The sequence below is a fragment of the Faecalibacterium sp. 3 genome, from assembly GCF_048323735.1.
GTDB lineage: Bacteria > Bacillota > Clostridia > Oscillospirales > Ruminococcaceae > Faecalibacterium > Faecalibacterium wellingii.
In genome coordinates this window covers 2,865,001-2,880,132 of the sequence record NZ_JBLWFN010000001.1, presented here as the reverse complement: position 1 = coordinate 2,880,132, position 15,132 = coordinate 2,865,001, and the positions used below count along the sequence as shown (strand labels likewise).

General features: G+C 57.4%; 14 protein-coding genes and 1 other annotated feature (1 of these 15 only partly in view). Of the genes, 4 read left to right on the top strand and 10 right to left on the bottom strand.

The genetic code is table 11. The features are described 5' to 3' along the window. Positions 1-40: 40 nt before the first annotated feature. Complete coding sequence (locus ACNSPV_RS13575) at positions 41-1,960, bottom strand: hypothetical protein (RefSeq protein WP_348585145.1); 1,920 nt, start codon at positions 1,958-1,960, stop codon at positions 41-43. A 136-nt stretch (positions 1,961-2,096) separates the two neighbouring features. Continuing rightward, positions 2,097-4,046: a 1,4-alpha-glucan branching protein GlgB gene (glgB, locus tag ACNSPV_RS13570; RefSeq protein ID WP_348585146.1), complete on the bottom strand. Its 1,950-nt coding sequence runs from the start codon at positions 4,044-4,046 to the stop codon at positions 2,097-2,099. 238 nt (positions 4,047-4,284) lie between these two features. On the opposite strand from glgB, the gene ACNSPV_RS13565 reads away from it, so the two are divergent. The 3 genes from ACNSPV_RS13565 (at position 4,285) to ACNSPV_RS13555 (ending at position 6,890) form a co-directional block, all read left to right on the top strand. Continuing rightward, positions 4,285-5,640 (top strand): alpha-amylase family glycosyl hydrolase, encoded by a 1,356-nt coding sequence (locus ACNSPV_RS13565; protein ID WP_348585148.1) that lies wholly within the window; start codon positions 4,285-4,287, stop codon positions 5,638-5,640. Between the two features lie 82 nt (positions 5,641-5,722). Further along, positions 5,723-6,241 carry a transcription repressor NadR gene (locus ACNSPV_RS13560; RefSeq protein WP_348585151.1) on the top strand — a complete coding sequence of 173 codons (519 nt, stop codon included), beginning with the start codon at positions 5,723-5,725 and terminating at the stop codon, positions 6,239-6,241. Positions 6,242-6,338: 97 nt separating this feature from the next. After that, positions 6,339-6,890 (top strand): TetR/AcrR family transcriptional regulator, encoded by a 552-nt coding sequence (locus ACNSPV_RS13555; RefSeq protein WP_339396130.1) that lies wholly within the window; start codon positions 6,339-6,341, stop codon positions 6,888-6,890. Between the two features lie 313 nt (positions 6,891-7,203). Here the strand turns inward: ACNSPV_RS13555 and asnB are convergent, their stop codons facing one another. After that, complete coding sequence (gene asnB / locus ACNSPV_RS13550; RefSeq protein ID WP_418268286.1) at positions 7,204-8,790, bottom strand: asparagine synthase B; 1,587 nt, start codon at positions 8,788-8,790, stop codon at positions 7,204-7,206. A gap of 53 nt (positions 8,791-8,843) precedes the next feature. Next, positions 8,844-9,106 (bottom strand) — a binding site (T-box leader). A gap of 14 nt (positions 9,107-9,120) precedes the next feature. Beyond that, positions 9,121-9,606 carry a Fur family transcriptional regulator gene (locus ACNSPV_RS13545; protein WP_348585153.1) on the bottom strand — a complete coding sequence of 162 codons (486 nt, stop codon included), beginning with the start codon at positions 9,604-9,606 and terminating at the stop codon, positions 9,121-9,123. A 350-nt stretch (positions 9,607-9,956) separates the two neighbouring features. Here ACNSPV_RS13545 and ACNSPV_RS13540 point away from each other — a divergent pair, with 350 nt between their 5' ends. Beyond that, positions 9,957-10,616 carry a GntR family transcriptional regulator gene (locus ACNSPV_RS13540; protein ID WP_249237185.1) on the top strand — a complete coding sequence of 220 codons (660 nt, stop codon included), beginning with the start codon at positions 9,957-9,959 and terminating at the stop codon, positions 10,614-10,616. A gap of 308 nt (positions 10,617-10,924) precedes the next feature. Here ACNSPV_RS13540 and ACNSPV_RS13535 read toward each other — a convergent pair whose 3' ends face one another. The 6 genes from ACNSPV_RS13535 to nusG all read right to left on the bottom strand — a co-directional run. Beyond that, a complete protein-coding gene (locus ACNSPV_RS13535; protein ID WP_348585157.1) occupies positions 10,925-12,061 on the bottom strand; it encodes an aldo/keto reductase in 1,137 nt (378 codons plus the stop codon). A 457-nt stretch (positions 12,062-12,518) separates the two neighbouring features. Then, positions 12,519-12,893 carry a 50S ribosomal protein L7/L12 gene (gene rplL, locus ACNSPV_RS13530; RefSeq protein ID WP_005944525.1) on the bottom strand — a complete coding sequence of 125 codons (375 nt, stop codon included), beginning with the start codon at positions 12,891-12,893 and terminating at the stop codon, positions 12,519-12,521. Positions 12,894-12,965: 72 nt separating this feature from the next. Continuing rightward, positions 12,966-13,481 carry a 50S ribosomal protein L10 gene (gene rplJ / locus ACNSPV_RS13525; protein WP_249237183.1) on the bottom strand — a complete coding sequence of 172 codons (516 nt, stop codon included), beginning with the start codon at positions 13,479-13,481 and terminating at the stop codon, positions 12,966-12,968. Between the two features lie 277 nt (positions 13,482-13,758). Beyond that, positions 13,759-14,451, bottom strand: a complete 693-nt coding sequence (gene rplA / locus ACNSPV_RS13520; RefSeq protein ID WP_005944523.1) for a 50S ribosomal protein L1 — start codon at positions 14,449-14,451, stop codon at positions 13,759-13,761. Positions 14,452-14,508: 57 nt separating this feature from the next. Continuing rightward, on the bottom strand, positions 14,509-14,934 hold the full coding sequence (gene rplK / locus ACNSPV_RS13515; RefSeq protein ID WP_118551709.1) for a 50S ribosomal protein L11: 426 nt from the start codon (positions 14,932-14,934) through the stop codon (positions 14,509-14,511). A gap of 136 nt (positions 14,935-15,070) precedes the next feature. Next, a protein-coding gene (gene nusG, locus ACNSPV_RS13510) for a transcription termination/antitermination protein NusG (protein ID WP_249237182.1) crosses the window boundary here: on the bottom strand, positions 15,071-15,132 show its 3' end. It continues 472 nt past the right edge of the window; the window shows 62 of its 534 coding nt (coding positions 473-534); its start codon lies beyond the right edge, outside the window; its stop codon occupies positions 15,071-15,073.

Sequence of the window (15,132 nt, the reverse complement as noted above, 5' to 3'; positions counted from 1 at the left end):
CTCCAAAGTACAGGCGCAGACGGCCTGAGAAAACGGCAGCTTAAAGCCCATGCCCGGCAAGCCAGCTTTCTGCCACCTGCGAGAACATCTCGGGGTAGAGGACATCCTCCTGCGCGAAGGCATCCAGATAATATTCCACCTCAGCCCGGTCGGCAGGCTCGGTGCGCTCCCACACGGTGAACACGGTGCCGTTGCCCATGTCAAAGCTGGCGGCTTGCGTAAAGTGTTCATCCCGCGCGGCGCAGAAGAGGGCGTTCCACCGGCCGGAGAGCTCGCCGCCGCTGACAAAGGTCTGGGGGAAGGGCTCTGCAGTGAGCACATACTTTGCCTCAAAGAACCGCACCGGGAACTCGTGGGTGCCCGGGATGGAGATGCCGGCGGCCAGCTTGCCCTGCAGCTGGATGTCCGGCAGGGCGGCATACTGGAACATGTCCGAGTTGTATAGCATATCGTGGGGGATCATGTAGGCGAACTCGCCCTTTTCCGCATCGCAGTGGGCATCGATCCAGTCGTCCACGCGCTGGATCTGGGCGGCGTCGGTGCGGTCGTAGGTGAGCTTGTCCAGCCGGACGAACTCCGACACCGCCTTGAGGGGAAAGTGGTCCACCGCAAAGCCCGGCAGGGCCACGGTGGTCAGCGGGGAACAGCGCACCGACATGGCAAACACCAGCGTGAAGGCCCAGTAGAAAAGCTTGAGCTTCCGGTGCTTCCGGATGCCCTCGGCCAGTGCGGCGGAACCGGTGAGGAACAGCAGCAGCCATCCCGGCACGAACAGCAGCATCTGGTGGGAACCGGTGTTCTGCACCCGGGTGAACAGCAGAAGGCTTACCAGCAGCTCCACACCCGCAAGACAGGGCAGGGCAGGCAGACGGCGTTTTGCGGCAAACCACAGCCCCAGCCCGATGAGGATGAAGTTCAGCAGGCCGATGCGCAGGGTCTGCGCGGCCAGCTCCAGCGTGATGCCGCCGAAGTTGTAATAGGAGTAGCGCCCGGCGTAATCAAAGCCGAGGATCTTGCGCACCATGGGCAGCAGAAGCAACACCATGGCCCCGGCGGCGCACAGGCCGAACACGGCCAGCCGGACGAGGCGGCGCACAGCCCGGGACTGCTGGCCGCTTTTTGCCAGCCGCACACTGGATACCACCAGCAGCAGGACGTAGGCGAAGCAGTAGCCCACCACAAAGTATAAGTACCACCGCCGGGTGAGAATGACCCCCGCCGTGGCGGCAAAGATCAGCAGATAGCGGGGCAGATCGATGCGGTCAAAGCGGTAGTCCAGCGTGAGCAGCAGGAGCATGAAGGCGAAGATAAGCCCGAACCAGTCCGGCTGGCCCAGCATGGCAGACATGCGCAGGAACGGGAAGGTGACGCACCAGGAAAAGCCGATGAGGAAATACCAGCGGGTGTTTTTCACCCGCAGCAGCTGCCCGGCTTTGCACACCAGTCCCGCCAGCAGCACCAGCAGGCTGGGCAGGACGCTGAACAGCTGACAGAATGCGTAGTCGTCACCGGTCTTGCCACTCAGACAGAACGGGAACTCGGTGAACAGGGTGATGAAGTTGGTGTAGTCCTCAGTGATGGAATCGAGGAGGAAGCGGAAGCCTGCGCCTGTGCTCTGGGCAAAGGCGGCTTCGGCGTTATACTGCTTTAAAATGTAGTTCACATAGTCCCAGTAGTAGAGGAAGGTGCGGCTGCCCAGCGCCCAGAAAGAGTAGAGCGCCGCCACAGCCCAGACGCCCACCAGCACCGCCTTGTGGAACAGGTCCAGCTCCACACCGGCCCGGCACAGCACCAGCAGCGCCAGTGCAAACAGCGCTGCATTGCACCACAGGCTCAGCAGCGGGAAAAACAGGCCGCTGCCCGGTGCGGCAAGGCCGAATACGATAAGCGCCAGCGCCCCGGCAGCAAGGCCCAGCCAGACCTTGCCAAGGGCAGACAGACGGGAAACGATTCCATTCATCCCCAAAAACCTCTCAGTTGCAGAATATCACAGCTACAGTATAGCAAGCAAAATCTGCACTGTCCAGCCGCAGGGCGCGGAAAACAGCAAAATGTCCCGCAGCTTTCAAAGCATACAGGACATTTTGAGGTGAATATTACTTACTGGAATTTGAAGCGGTCTTTGTGCTGCGGGCGCTGCGGCGCTTTTGCGCCATGGCTTTGTTAGCGCTGATGCGGGCGGCGTCCGGGTTCGGGGCTTCCGGGGTCAGCCGCAGCAGGCAGCTTCCCATGGCGGGCAGGTCGATGGTGAGGGTGTAATCCCGGCCATAGACGCCGCCGTCGGTGGTGTGCAGGCTGGTCTTGCGGCGTCCCTTGAGCGCACCGCCCCACTCGGGGGACTCGGTGTTCAGCACCTCCTCGGCACCGCAGGGGAACCGGAGGTAGAGGGGGAACTTTTTGTGGGCGTGATCCTGCGTGTTCATGATGCACAGCAGGCTCTGGCCCTGTCCCTTGCGCAGCCATGCGTACACGCCCTCGCTGCGGCTCTCGCAGGCCACCCACTCAAAGCAGTCGGGGTTGTACTCACCATCGTAGAGGGCGGGCTCGGTGGAGTAGACCCGGCTCAGGTGGGCAAAGTATTTCTGGAAGGCATCGTGGAAGGGATATTTCAGCAGGTCCCAGTCCAGCTCCCGCTTTTCGTCCCACTCCCGGAAGTGTCCCATCTCGTTGCCCATGAAGTTCAGCTTCTTGCCCGGGTGCATATACATATAAAAATACAGGGTGCGCAGCTGGGCGCATTTTTCCGCGTAGGTGCCCCACAGCTTATCGATGATGGTCTTTTTGCCGTGCACCACCTCGTCGTGGCTCAGCGCCAGCAGATACAGCTCGTTGTAGAAGTAGTGCATGCTGAAAACGATCTTGCCATAGGCATTCGGACGCTCACCGAAGGGGGTGGCAAAATAGTCCAGCGTGTCGTGCATCCAGCCCATGTCCCACTTGTAGTCGAAGCCCACGCCGTCGTAGCGGGTGGGAGCTGTCACCTTGAGGAAGTTGGTGGAGTCCTCTGCCATGTAGATGCCGGTGGGCCAGCGCTCGTTCAGGCCGTGGTTCAGGCTGCGCAGAAAGTTCACAGCTCCCTCGTTCACGCCGCGGTTCGGGTCTCCCTGCCAGTACAGCGCGCGGGAAATGGCGTCCATGCGGATGCCGTCGCAGTGGTACACATCCATCCACAGGGCAGCGGCACTGTTCAAAAAGCTGCACACCTCCCGGCGGTAGTAATTGAAGTTGCAGGTGCCCCACTCGCTGTGGCCCACATCGCTGTCGTACTCGTAGAGGTAGGTGCCGTCAAACTTTGCCAGAGCGTCGGCGTTGGCGGCAAAGTGCACCGGCACAAAGTCCATGATGACGCCGATGCCCATGCGGTGGCAGGCGTTGACGAAGCCGGCAAACTGGGCGGGGGTGCCGTAGCGGCTGGTGACGGAAAAATAGCCGGTGGTCTGGTAGCCCCAGCTGCCGTCAAAGGGATGCTCTGCCAGCGGCAGCAGCTCCACATGGGTAAAGTGATGGTCCAGCAGCCAGGGGATCAGCTCCTTGGCCAGCTCCTCATAGTTGTACCAGCCGTCTGAGCCGTCCTCCTGCTTGCTGCCGGGCTTGTGCCGCCAGCTGCCAACGTGCATCTCGTAGATGTTCAGCGGGCGGTTGCGGCATTTGTCGCGGCGCTCCATCCATGCACTGTCGTCAAAGCGGAAGTCCAGCTTTGTCAGACGGCTGGCTGTGCCCGGCCGCAGCTCGGTGGAAAATGCGTAGGGGTCGCTGCGCATCACCACACTGCCGTCGGCACCATGCACCCGGTATTTATAAAGGTCGCCCTCTGCAAGGCCGGGGACGAATGCGCTCCACACGCCGGTATCGGCTTTTTCCATGGGCACGCCTGCCTCCCAGCCGTCGAAGCCGCCGCAGACCTCCACTGCCGTGGCACCGGGGGCCCACACCGCAAAACGCCACCCTTCGGTGCCGTTGTCGGAGCAGGGATGTGCACCAAGGATGCGGTAGGCATCAAAGCAGTCTCCATTGAAGAATTCACGGGGAATGGCGGGGTAATTCATGCAAAGATCTCCTTACATTCTATGATGAGCAGTGCCCGGCGGCACTGCATGTGATACAGATATTTGGGCAATATATCCAATAAAAACAAGGCGAAATGGGGCACAGTGGCCGATATTCTTGTCGATTCTTGACAAAAATCGGCAAATATTAACATATTTTACAGATTCTGTGCTATACTATTCCTGCCGCTGCAGTGGGCGGCGGCTGATTTTTTTTTGTATGGGAGCGGTATGAACAATGGCTTGGTATGACAACGCGGTATTCTATCACATCTATCCTCTGGGGCTGTGCGGCTGCGCACATGAGAACGACGGGCAGGCGGTGCCCGGCGCATTCGAGAAGCTGAACGCATGGGCGAAGCACGCAGCGGACCTTGGCTGCACGGCCATTTATATCGGCCCGCTGTTCGAGAGCGGCTCCCATGGCTACGACACCATCGATTACCGGCTGGTAGACCGCCGCATCGGCACCAATGAGGAGTTCCGGGACTTTGTGGCAGACTGCCATGCCCGGGGCCAGAAGGTGATCGTGGACGGCGTGTTCAACCATGTGGGCCGTGATTTCTTTGCGTTCCAGGACCTGAAGGCGAACCGCGAGAACGCCCGCTATAAGGACTGGTTCTGCGATGTGAATTTCTGGGGCAACAACGAGTACAACGACGGCTTTTCCTATGGCAACTGGGGTGGCTACAATCTGCTGGTCAAGCTGAACCAGCGCAACCCGGAGGTGCAGAACTACCACTACGATACCATCCGCTTCTGGGTGGATGAATTTGACATTGACGGCATTCGTCTGGACGCCGCCGATGTGCTGGACTTTGACTTCATGCGGGGGCTGCGCCGCCTTGCCAATGAGGTAAAGCCCGAGTTCTGGCTCATGGGCGAGGTGATCCACGGGGATTACAGCCGCTGGGCAAACCCGGAGATGCTGCATTCGGTGACCAACTACGAGCTGCACAAGGGCCTGTGGAGCGGCCACAACGACCACAACTATTTCGAGATCGCCCACACCATGCGCCGTCTGCAGGGCCTGTGCCACGATACCCGGCTGTATCTGTTCTCGGACAACCACGATGTGGAGCGGCTGCCCAATAAGCTGCGCAACCGGGAGCACATCCGTCACATTGCAATTCTAGTATATACGCTTTGGGGCATTCCGTCCATCTATTATGGCTCAGAATTTGGCATTGAAGGCAAAAAAGAGTGGGGAAGCGACTGGCCGCTGCGTCCCTGTCTGGAGCTTTCCGACTTCAAGGACGCTGAGACCACCAACCCTGTCACCAGCGTGTATGCCGCACTGGGCAGACTGAAGGCGGAGCTGCCGGAGCTGACCGACGGCGAGGTGAAGGAACTGCAGCTCACCACCCAGTGCTATGCCTTTGCCCGGGTGCTGGATGGAAAGGCCTGCGTCGTGGTGCTGAACAACGGCGACAGTCCCGCACAGCTGGAATTCCAGCTGCCGGTGGAGGCTTCCGGGGCCGTTGACCTGCTGGCGGATACCGTGGGCGCACAGCCTGTTCTGACCAGCATGGAGTGGGGCCGCATGAAGGTGCAGCTGCCCTCCAATTATGCTACCATTCTGCAGCTGGAATAAAGGGCTGGCTTCTTGCACAAACCGCCGTGTTTTGCTACAATAGAGCAGGAATGCAGAAATGCGGAAAGGAAGCCTGAGACCTATGAACGCAGCGCAGCGCAGAGAAGCCATCCTGAACCGGCTCAGCGGGGCCGAGACCCCGGTCAGTGCCAGTGCCCTGGCGGCACAGCTGGGGGTATCCCGTCAGATCGTGGTGGGGGATGTGGCTCTGCTGCGGGCAGGCGGCGCACAGATCGATGCAACGCCCCGGGGCTATCAGCTGCATCCGGCCCAAAAGGGCTATGTGGGCATTCTGGCCTGCGTGCACAGCACCGAGGAAGAGATGCGCACCGAGCTGTACACCATTGTGGATCAGGGCGGCATCGTGGTGGATGTGGCTGTGGAGAACAGCCTGTATGGTGAACTGCGGGGCAACCTGAACCTTGCCAGCCGCTATGATGTGGACAACTTTATCCAGCAGGCAAAAAATACGCCGGAAAGCCTGCTGAGCCGCATGACCGGCGGCGTGCACCTGCATACACTGCACTGCCCGGATGCCGACAGCTTTGAGCGCATCCGGCAGGCGCTGGACGAAAAAGGCATCCTGTACCGCAAGGAGTGACGCGGAGGGGGGATAGCCCCAGTATAAAAAAGGCTGAGGGCCTTGTCTATCCGCAAAACAGGAAAATGGTTGGATAATCAACAGAATTGCAAAAGAGGTGGATTTTCTGGATATTCGCATTGAAAAAACGGAGCGTGCCATCAAGCAGGCGTTCATGGAGCTGCGGGCGCAGAAACCGCTGGAAAAGATCAAGGTCAAGGAGCTGTGCGATCTGGCCTGCATCAATAAGTCCACCTTTTATGCCCATTATCAGGATATCTATGCGCTGGCCAACGCCATGGAGGACGAAATGGTGGAGGTGGTGGTGGAAAGCCTGCCGCAGCTGACCGCCCGCGATGTGAGCGAGCGCACCGAGTGGCTGACCCGGGAAATGTTCCGGGCCTTTACCCGGAATCAGACCGAGATCGGCATCCTGTTTTCCGGCTCCCGTCAGGGACTGTTCATCAACCGGGTGGAAGCGGCCATGTGCAAATGCATCTCGGAGCGAGACCCCTCGTTTGATGCCGATGTGGTGCGCAAGATCGTGCTTTCCTTCTGCGTGCAGGGCTGCTACTACACCTTCACCAGCTACTGCGGCCAGATGGACGAAAAGCGTCTGGTGGCGCTGCTGGCGTCCATTGCCCGGGCGGCGCAAAAAATCAGGATGTAACAAATCAGAATGCCCGCCGCGTTCGCTTTGGGCATGAATAGCGGAAAAATAATTTTAACAGAGCAATGCCGGGCGGTCTGCGGACCGCCCGGCATTGCATTTTCACAAGAGGGGTCGTAACTGGAAGCGGCATCTTTTTCCCTGTGCAGATGTTCCCGTAGAGAACAGGCACAGAAGATGCAGTTTGCTTTTCGGACTCTTTCTGTGAAAAAAGCAGTTCAGCAAAGCCCGCAGGCTTTGCTGAACTGCAAACTATAAAAACTTTATTTCCGCTAAAGATGGCCAGAGCGCAGCGGAGGCCATTTAAAATCAATTACACGCCGGAAGCGCCGTAGTTTGCCAGCACGCGGGCAGAGGGGTCGTTGACGTTGCAGTTGGGCCATGCCTTGTTGGGCATCCAGAAGCCCACGATGGTGCGGCTCTGGTCGTGGTAGTACTTCTCAAAAATTTCGCGGTAGAACAGGCTTTCCTTGGTGAACGGCATGCAGTGGGCCGAATAGTTCGCCCGGCGCAGCTGGAACTCCTCGTCGGTGTAAAGGCTCTCGGCATACTCCTTGATATCGTCCACCATGCTGTGGCCCACGGCATCCGAGAAGGCGGCCTTCTCGCGCCACAGGATCTCCGGCGGCAGCCAGTCGCCCTCAAAGGCCTTGCGCAGCAGGTACTTGCCCTTGCCGTAGCTGTTCAGCTTCTTTTCCGGGTCGATGGCCATGACGTAGCGCACAAAATCCAGATCCCCAAAGGGCACGCGGGCCTCGATGCTGTTGGAGGAGATGCAGCGGTCGGCCCGCAGCACATCGTACATGTACAGCTCCCGGATGCGCTTCTGGCTTTCCTGCTGGAAGGCGTCGGCGGTGGGGGCGTAGTCGGTGTACTTGTAGCCGAACAGCTCATCGGAGATCTCACCGGTCAGCAGCACCCGGACGTCGGTCTGCTCGTGGATGGCCTTGCACAGCAGGTACATGCCCATGCTGGCGCGGACGGTGGTGATGTCCCAGGTGCCCAGCAGGCGGATGACCTCTTCCAGACTGTTGATGACCATGTCCCGGTTGATGATGATCTCGTGGTGCTCGCTGCCCAGATATTCAGCGGTCTGGCGCGCATACTTCAGGTCAATGGCGTCGGTGTCCATGCCGATGGCAAAGGTGCGGATGGGCTTGCCAAGCTTCTTGGCGGCAATGGAGCACACCAGCGAGGAATCCAGACCGCCGGAAAGCAGGAAGCCTACCGGGGCATCTGCGTCCAGACGCTTCTCAACGCCTGCGATCAGCTTTTCGCGGATGTTCCGCAGCACGGTGTCCATATCGTCCTGCATGGGGGCGGGCACATCGGCGATGTCCTCATAGCGGACGAAGCGGCCATCGCAGTAGTAGCTGCCGATGGGGAAGGGACGGATGTCGTCGCACCAGCCAATGAGGTTCTGCATCTCGGAGGCGAAGGCGATCTGATGGCTGGACTTGGAGTAGCCGTAGAACAGCGGACGGATGCCGATGGGGTCGCGGGCGGCGATGAGCCGGTCCTTGCGGGAATCGTACATGATGAGCGCGAACTCGGAATCCATGTGGCGGAACATATCCAGACCATACTCATAGTACAGCGGCAGCAGGATCTCACAGTCGCAGTCCGACTGGAACTTGTAGCCCCGGCGCTTCAGGACTTCTTTTTCAAAGCGGAAGCCGTACAGCTCGCCGTTGCACACCACGCAGTCGGCACCGCGGTAGAACGGCTGCATGCCTTCCGGCGTCAGGCCCATGATGGCAAGGCGGCCAAAGCCCATCAGACCGAAAGGCCCTTCCACCACACGCTGGTCGTCCGGGCCGCGCATGACCGTGCGCAGCAGGTATTCCTTGAATTTGGCGGCACTCAGATCGTGCCCGGTATAGCCCATAACACAACACATATTTCTTACCCCTCTTTTTTCAAAAAAAAATACGGCAGCTCATTCATCCCAATCGCTAGGACGAATATGCTGCCGTATCCGTGGTGCCACCTAAATTACCGGCATAAAACCATGCCAGTCACTTTTGTGCGCTCTCCCCGTTGAAAGCACTGCCGCGATAACGAGCGGCGCACGTCTGCCCCTACTGCTGCACAAACAGGTTCAGGGGGAAGCTCACGGGTGTTCGTTCGGGCTTCGTCCTCTGCACGGCTCCCAGCTGCCCGCACTCTCTGAAAGAGAACATTGAAACCTTACTTTTCCCGGTCAACGCTTTTTCTTGCCTGCATTGTATCACGGCTTTTGGTCCGTGTCAACACAGCAGGCGCATTTTTGTGCGGTTTGATCAGCAGAGTCGGACTGTTCCGCTTTTTGGGCACAGTGACGGCACAAACCATACAAAACGCTGCCCTCGCACTGCAGGGTAAAGCCGTGCTCTGCCATCAGATGGGCGCGCACCTCGTCCATGAAGTGGCAGTCCAGATGATAGATGCGTCCGCACTGCACGCATTTGAGGTGCAGATGCTCCCGGCAGTGGCGGCCCTCGTCCACGTATTGGAACACGGCTTTTTCGCCCTTGTCGGCTACATACTTCATGATGCGCTGCTCCCCGGCCAGCTTGTCCAGATAGCGATACACCGTGGTGGGGTTGGGGCTTGCGCCCTGCGCTTCCAGATGCTCCAGAATGTTGGAAGCACTCACCGCGTGCTGCCGGTTGTTGATGAGATAATCTAAAATCAGTTGACGGGTCTTGGTATTGTAGCCGTCGCTTCGTGCCATAAGAGAGATCCACACCCTTTTCGTTATTTTATTCATTGTAGCATATTTTTGTGTTGGATGCAAAAGAACCGGGCCAAAAGAAGCAGCATTGGCTACAAGCACAAAAACCGTTGTTGATTTTAGCAAAAAATAAGACATAAAAATTAGCAAAAACGGAAAACGCACCAAAGTTCGAAAAAAAGTATTGTAATAATTGCCCTATTATGAAATAATAGGACTGGAATACTACTTGGATTGCAGCAAGAATACAAGAGTGCTTTTGAAGAAGAAAAAGCATGCGCTCCAAAGTATTATAGGAGAAGAAACCTTTTTCATTGCAAAGGAAAAAGGGAATAGGAGTTGTGCAAAATATGAAAGAAACGGAGTCGCAGACCAAACTGAGCCTGAAGCTGCAGGCGTACCAGTACCTCAAGACCAGGATCCTGAACTGCGAGTACCGGCCCAATGAATTCCTGAACGAGCAGAAGCTCTGTGCGGAAATGGGCAACATCAGCCGCACCCCCATGCGGGATGCTCTGGGCCGCTTGGAGCAGGAGGGGCTCATCACCATCCTGCCCAAAAAGGGCCTGATGGTATCCGGCATCACCGAAGAGGACGTGCACAGCATGTTTGAAATGCGTTTGCTGGTGGAGCCGTATGCCCTGCGTACTTATGGCAGCAGCATCCCGCGGGAGCAGCTGGAGGCGTTTGCTGAGCTGATGCATCATCCGGACCGCATCACCGACTTCTGCGAGTCGGACGATGCGTTCCATGAACTGCTCATGAGCACCCTGCCCAATAAGTACCTGCGCTCGGCTTACGACCGCATCACCGGCCTGAACACCCGGTTCCGTATCATGACCGGCAAGGTGAGCATGATCAATCAGGAGCAGACCTGTGACGAGCATCTGGAAATTCTGGATGCTGCGCTGGCGGACAACTGGGATCTGGCTGCGGATTCTCTGCAGCATCACCTGGAGCTGGCCCGCGATAAGGCGGAGGGCGTCATCAAGGTCATCCGGCTGTGGTAAAAACTGCATAAAAAAGACCGTTGCACGAAAAACGTGTGACGGTCTTTTTTTGACTCTCTCAGTCAATGCCTGCGGCATTGCCGGATTCCCCCTTTTGTCGCTGCGCGACATCTGTTCCTCTCTTTGTCACCTGCGGTGACATTTCTCTCCGGCGCGGGGAGAATCTGTCCCGGCAGGGGGAAGTCTTTCCTCTCAGGGGGAGCTTTTTGCATTTACCGGAAAGGTGTGTTTCTATAACAAAAGAGCTTACCGTGCCCATAGAGCTCCCCCTTCGGGGGAGCTGTCGAGCGAATGCGAGACTGAGAGGGTTATAAAGCATCCAGCTCCTTTTGCAGCTGTGCCAGCGAATCGCGGATGGGCAGCTTTTGCGGGCAGACTGCCTCACATTTGCCGCAGCGCACGCAGTGCAGGGCCTTTTCGCTGTCCGGGAAGTGCTCGGTCCACTGGGCTTTGATGGCATCCTTCTGCCCGAACATGCCCAGCTTGTTCCAGATGCTGAAATTGTCCGGGATGTCCACCCCCATGGGGCAGGGCATACAGTACCGGCAGCCGGTGCAGCCGACCTTGATACGGCGGTGCAGCTGGTCGGCAACGCTTTCCACAGCGGCATTTTCGGCAGGGGAGAGCGGCTGGAAAGAACCAAAGGTAGCCAGATTGTCGGTCAGCTGCTCCTCGGCGCTCATGCCGGACAGGATAACATGCACGTTGTTGTGGCTGCCCACCCAGCGCAGCGCCCAGGAGGCATCGGAGGCATCCGGACGCAGGGCGTGCAGCGGTGCGGCGGCGTCTGCGGGCAGAGACGCCAGCGTGCCGCCCTTGATGGGCTCCATGATGATAAGAGGCACGCCGCATTCTTCGGTCAGCTGATAGCCCCGGTCACCGGAGATCTCCTCGGCACGGTCGTCCCGGTCCAGATAATTGTATTGCAGCTGGCAGAAATCCCACGGCTGGTCGCGCAGAATGTACTCAAACCCGGCAGAGTTGTCATGACAGGAAAATCCAAAGTTCCGGATGCGTCCTGCAGCCTTCTGCTGCCACAGCCAGTCCACAAGGCCCATGGCTTTTGCCTTTTCGTACCGTGCTCTGTGCAGGGAGTGCAGCAGATAGAAGTCGATGTATTCAACGCCAAGCCGCTGGAACTGCTCTTCAAAAATTCGCTTGGCATCGTCCAGATTTTTGCAGCTCCACAGCGGCATTTTGGTGGCAAGATAAAAGCTGCTGCGGTCCCACTTGGCAATGACCCGGCCCACGAAGGGCTCACTCTGGCCGTTGTGATAGGGATAGGCGGTATCGAAGTAGTTGACACCGGCGGCCTTGGCGGTGTTCAGCAGCGCTTCGGCGCGCTCTTCATCAATGGTGCCGTCGGCCTTGGTGGGAAAGCGCATACAGCCGTAGCCCAAAAGGGAAGTGCGGATATCGTTTTTGCTCCAGTTGCGGTATTCCATAGCTCTCTTTTTGCGGCAGAGGGGGTAAAGGTTCTGCCGTTCCTCCTGTTGAGGATAGTATAACATAGTTTTTGAATGCAGAAAAGATACGACGATGACGATTTAGAATGCCCTCCGCTTCGCTCTGGGCATAAATAGCGGAAATCATATTTTTAGATATTTGCAGCTCCGAAACGACTGCGGTCGTTTCGGAGCTGCTTTTTCACCATAGAGTCGTAGCGTTAAATGCATTTTCCTACCGCACAGATGCCGCTTGCCTTTACCGCCCCTCCTGTGAAAAAGTGTTCAGAAAATGTCCGCAGACATTTTCTGAACACAAATTAAAAATAATAATTCCTCTAAACATGCCTAGAGCGCAGCGGAAGGCATTCCAATCATCAAACAAAAAAAGGCGCCCGCACCTTTCGGTACGGGCACCTCATTGTTCAAGAATGAACGACTCTCAGAAGAGGTTCAATTACTTGACCTCGACCTTAGCGCCAGCCTCGGTCAGCTTCTTCTGGATGTCCTCAGCCTCAGCCTTGGAGACCTTCTCCTTGACAGCCTTGGGAGCGCCATCGACGATAGCCTTAGCTTCCTTCAGGCCCAGACCGGTGATCTCCTTCACCAGCTTGATGACCTGCATCTTGGTAGCGCCAGCCTCAGCCAGGATGACGTCGAACTCGGTCTTCTCTTCCTCAGCGGCAGCAGCAGCGCCAGCAGCAGCGGGAGCAGCAGCAGCAACAGCGGAAACACCGAACTCTTCGCAGTAAGCGTCGATCAGTTCCTTCAGCTCCAGAACGGACAGCTCCTTAACGGAGTCGATGATGGCAGTAATCTTCTCAGAAGCCATAGTAGTAACCCTCCAATATCAATGGTTTTGTTTGTTGATTTCAGAATTGTTTAAGCAGCAGTCACGCGGCCATCAGGCAGCGGGCTCCTCCTGCTTGTCGGCATAAGCCTGCATTGCAACGGCCAGACCAGACAGAGTGCTGGTGAGGGCGCCTGCGAACATGGACAGCATGCCTTCGCGGTTGGGCAGCTTTGCGATTGCGTTGGTCTCAGCTGCATTCATGACCTTGCCTTCCATGAAGCCAGCCTTCACGACGAACTTCTTGGACTTATCGCCATCCTGATACTTGCACAGGATGCGGGCAGCGGACATGGGATCCTCTTCGTGAGCAAAAGCGATAGCGGTATCGCCCTTGAACTGCTCAGCCAGGCCCTCCAGAGAGGTACCCTTGACAGCCAGACGCAGCATGGTGTTCTTCACGACCATGTAATCGACGCCTGCCTCACGCAGCTCCTTACGGAGCTTGGTGTCGTTCTCGACGTTAATGCCGCCGTAAGCGACGACGCAGCCGGAAACCGCACTCTCAAACTTTGCCTTCAGATCAGCGACATAAGCCTGCTTTTCAGAAAGAATCTTTGCACTGGGCATTCGGTTTCACCTCGTTTCAAAAACTTGTATCGAAAACCGGAGCAAGTATGAAAAAAGCCTCTTTCCCGCACTTGGTCGAGAAAGAGGCATAAAACAACTTTACGCACGTTTCTCGGCAGGCGGCATAGCCTTACACTGGACTCCAGTACCTGCTGTCTCAAAAACAGCATGATTATATTACCGCAAACGTGCGGAGTTGTCAAGTCTTTTTTGAAATTTCCTGACAAAATTTTTCTGCCGTCCATACAAACGGCAGAAAAACGATCAGAACTTCAAATCAGACACCGTACTTCAGGGTGTTCAGACGGATGCCAGGGCCCATGGTGGTGGCGATGGTAGCGCTCTTGAAGTAGGTACCCTTTGCTGCAGCGGGCTTTGCCTTGGCAATAGCCTCCATCACAGTGTCCAGGTTGGCGTACAGCTTCTCTGCACCGAAAGAAGCCTTGCCCACGGGCACATGGATGATGTTCTGCTTGTCCAGACGGTACTCGATCTTACCAGCCTTGGCCTCGGAAACAGCCTTGCCCAGATCAGGAGCAACGGTGCCGGCCTTGGGGTTCGGCATCAGGCCGCGGGGGCCCAGGACCTTACCGAGACGGCCAACGCGGCCCATCATATCGGGAGTGGTCACGACGACGTCGAAATCCATGAAGCCGCCGGCGATCTTTGCGATCAGCTCGTCATCACCGACGATATCAGCGCCAGCAGCCTCAGCAGCAGCAGCAGCGGGGCCCTTGGCGATTGCGCAGACGCGGACGGTCTTGCCGGTGCCGTTGGGCAGAACGACAGCGCCGCGGACCTGCTGGTCAGCGTGACGGCCATCAACGCCCAGACGGACGTGCAGCTCAACAGTCTCGTCGAACTTGGCAGAAGCGGTCTTGCAAGCCAGCTCCAGAGCCTCGTTCACATCATATGCCTTAGTAGAATCGACCAGCTTTGCAGCGTCGACATAGTGCTTGCCATGTTTCATTGTATATCCTCCTGTGTGGTCATGCGGGCAGTGTTATGCCCTCCCACTGTTTATGTCTCAGCCCTCGACGGTGATGCCCATGGAACGGCAGGTGCCGCGGACCATGCTGCATGCAGCTTCCAGAGAAGCAGCGTTCAGGTCGGGCATCTTGGTCTTTGCGATCTCTTCCACCTGAGCGGCGGTCAGAGAAGCGACCTTCTCCTTGTTGGGCTTGCCGGAAGCGGTGTTGATGCCAGCGGCCTTCTTGATCAGAACGGCTGCCGGAGGAGTCTTGGTGATGAAGCTGAAGGAGCGGTCAGCGTAAACAGTGATGACGACGGGGATCACATAACCCATCTGGTTCTTGGTACGCTCGTTGAACTCCTTGGTGAAGGCCATGATGTTGACGCCCTTCTGACCCAGAGCAGGGCCAACAGGGGGAGCCGGAGTTGCCTTGCCGGCCTCGATCTGCAGCTTAATGTAGCCAGTAACTTTCTGTGCCATGATAAATGCACCTCCAAAAATCTGTGGTGAGTTGCGGTACGGTGTCTCCGTACCTCCCACGAGCATGTGCCCAGTGCACACGCTCTATAAGAACCGCACTGCGGTCTTACCTTGGTAAACGTTCCTTGCCGGTTGATTACGGCAGCTCGACCTGACCAAGCTCCACTTCTGCGGGAGTTTCGCGGCCGAACATGTTGA

Bases quoted from the DNA above. Each gene is read 5' to 3' on its own strand.
- ACNSPV_RS13575 (WP_348585145.1), bottom strand. From the start codon at position 1,960: ATGAATGGAATCGTTTCCCGTCTGTCTGCCCTTGGCAAGGTCTGGCTG.
- glgB (WP_348585146.1), bottom strand. From the start codon at position 4,046: ATGAATTACCCCGCCATTCCCCGTGAATTCTTCAATGGAGACTGCTTT.
- ACNSPV_RS13565 (WP_348585148.1), top strand. From the start codon at position 4,285: ATGGCTTGGTATGACAACGCGGTATTCTATCACATCTATCCTCTGGGG.
- ACNSPV_RS13560 (WP_348585151.1), top strand. From the start codon at position 5,723: ATGAACGCAGCGCAGCGCAGAGAAGCCATCCTGAACCGGCTCAGCGGG.
- asnB (WP_418268286.1), bottom strand. From the start codon at position 8,790: ATGTGTTGTGTTATGGGCTATACCGGGCACGATCTGAGTGCCGCCAAA.
- ACNSPV_RS13545 (WP_348585153.1), bottom strand. From the start codon at position 9,606: ATGGCACGAAGCGACGGCTACAATACCAAGACCCGTCAACTGATTTTA.
- ACNSPV_RS13540 (WP_249237185.1), top strand. From the start codon at position 9,957: ATGAAAGAAACGGAGTCGCAGACCAAACTGAGCCTGAAGCTGCAGGCG.
- ACNSPV_RS13535 (WP_348585157.1), bottom strand. From the start codon at position 12,061: ATGGAATACCGCAACTGGAGCAAAAACGATATCCGCACTTCCCTTTTG.
- rplL (WP_005944525.1), bottom strand. From the start codon at position 12,893: ATGGCTTCTGAGAAGATTACTGCCATCATCGACTCCGTTAAGGAGCTG.
- rplJ (WP_249237183.1), bottom strand. From the start codon at position 13,481: ATGCCCAGTGCAAAGATTCTTTCTGAAAAGCAGGCTTATGTCGCTGAT.
- rplA (WP_005944523.1), bottom strand. From the start codon at position 14,451: ATGAAACATGGCAAGCACTATGTCGACGCTGCAAAGCTGGTCGATTCT.
- rplK (WP_118551709.1), bottom strand. From the start codon at position 14,934: ATGGCACAGAAAGTTACTGGCTACATTAAGCTGCAGATCGAGGCCGGC.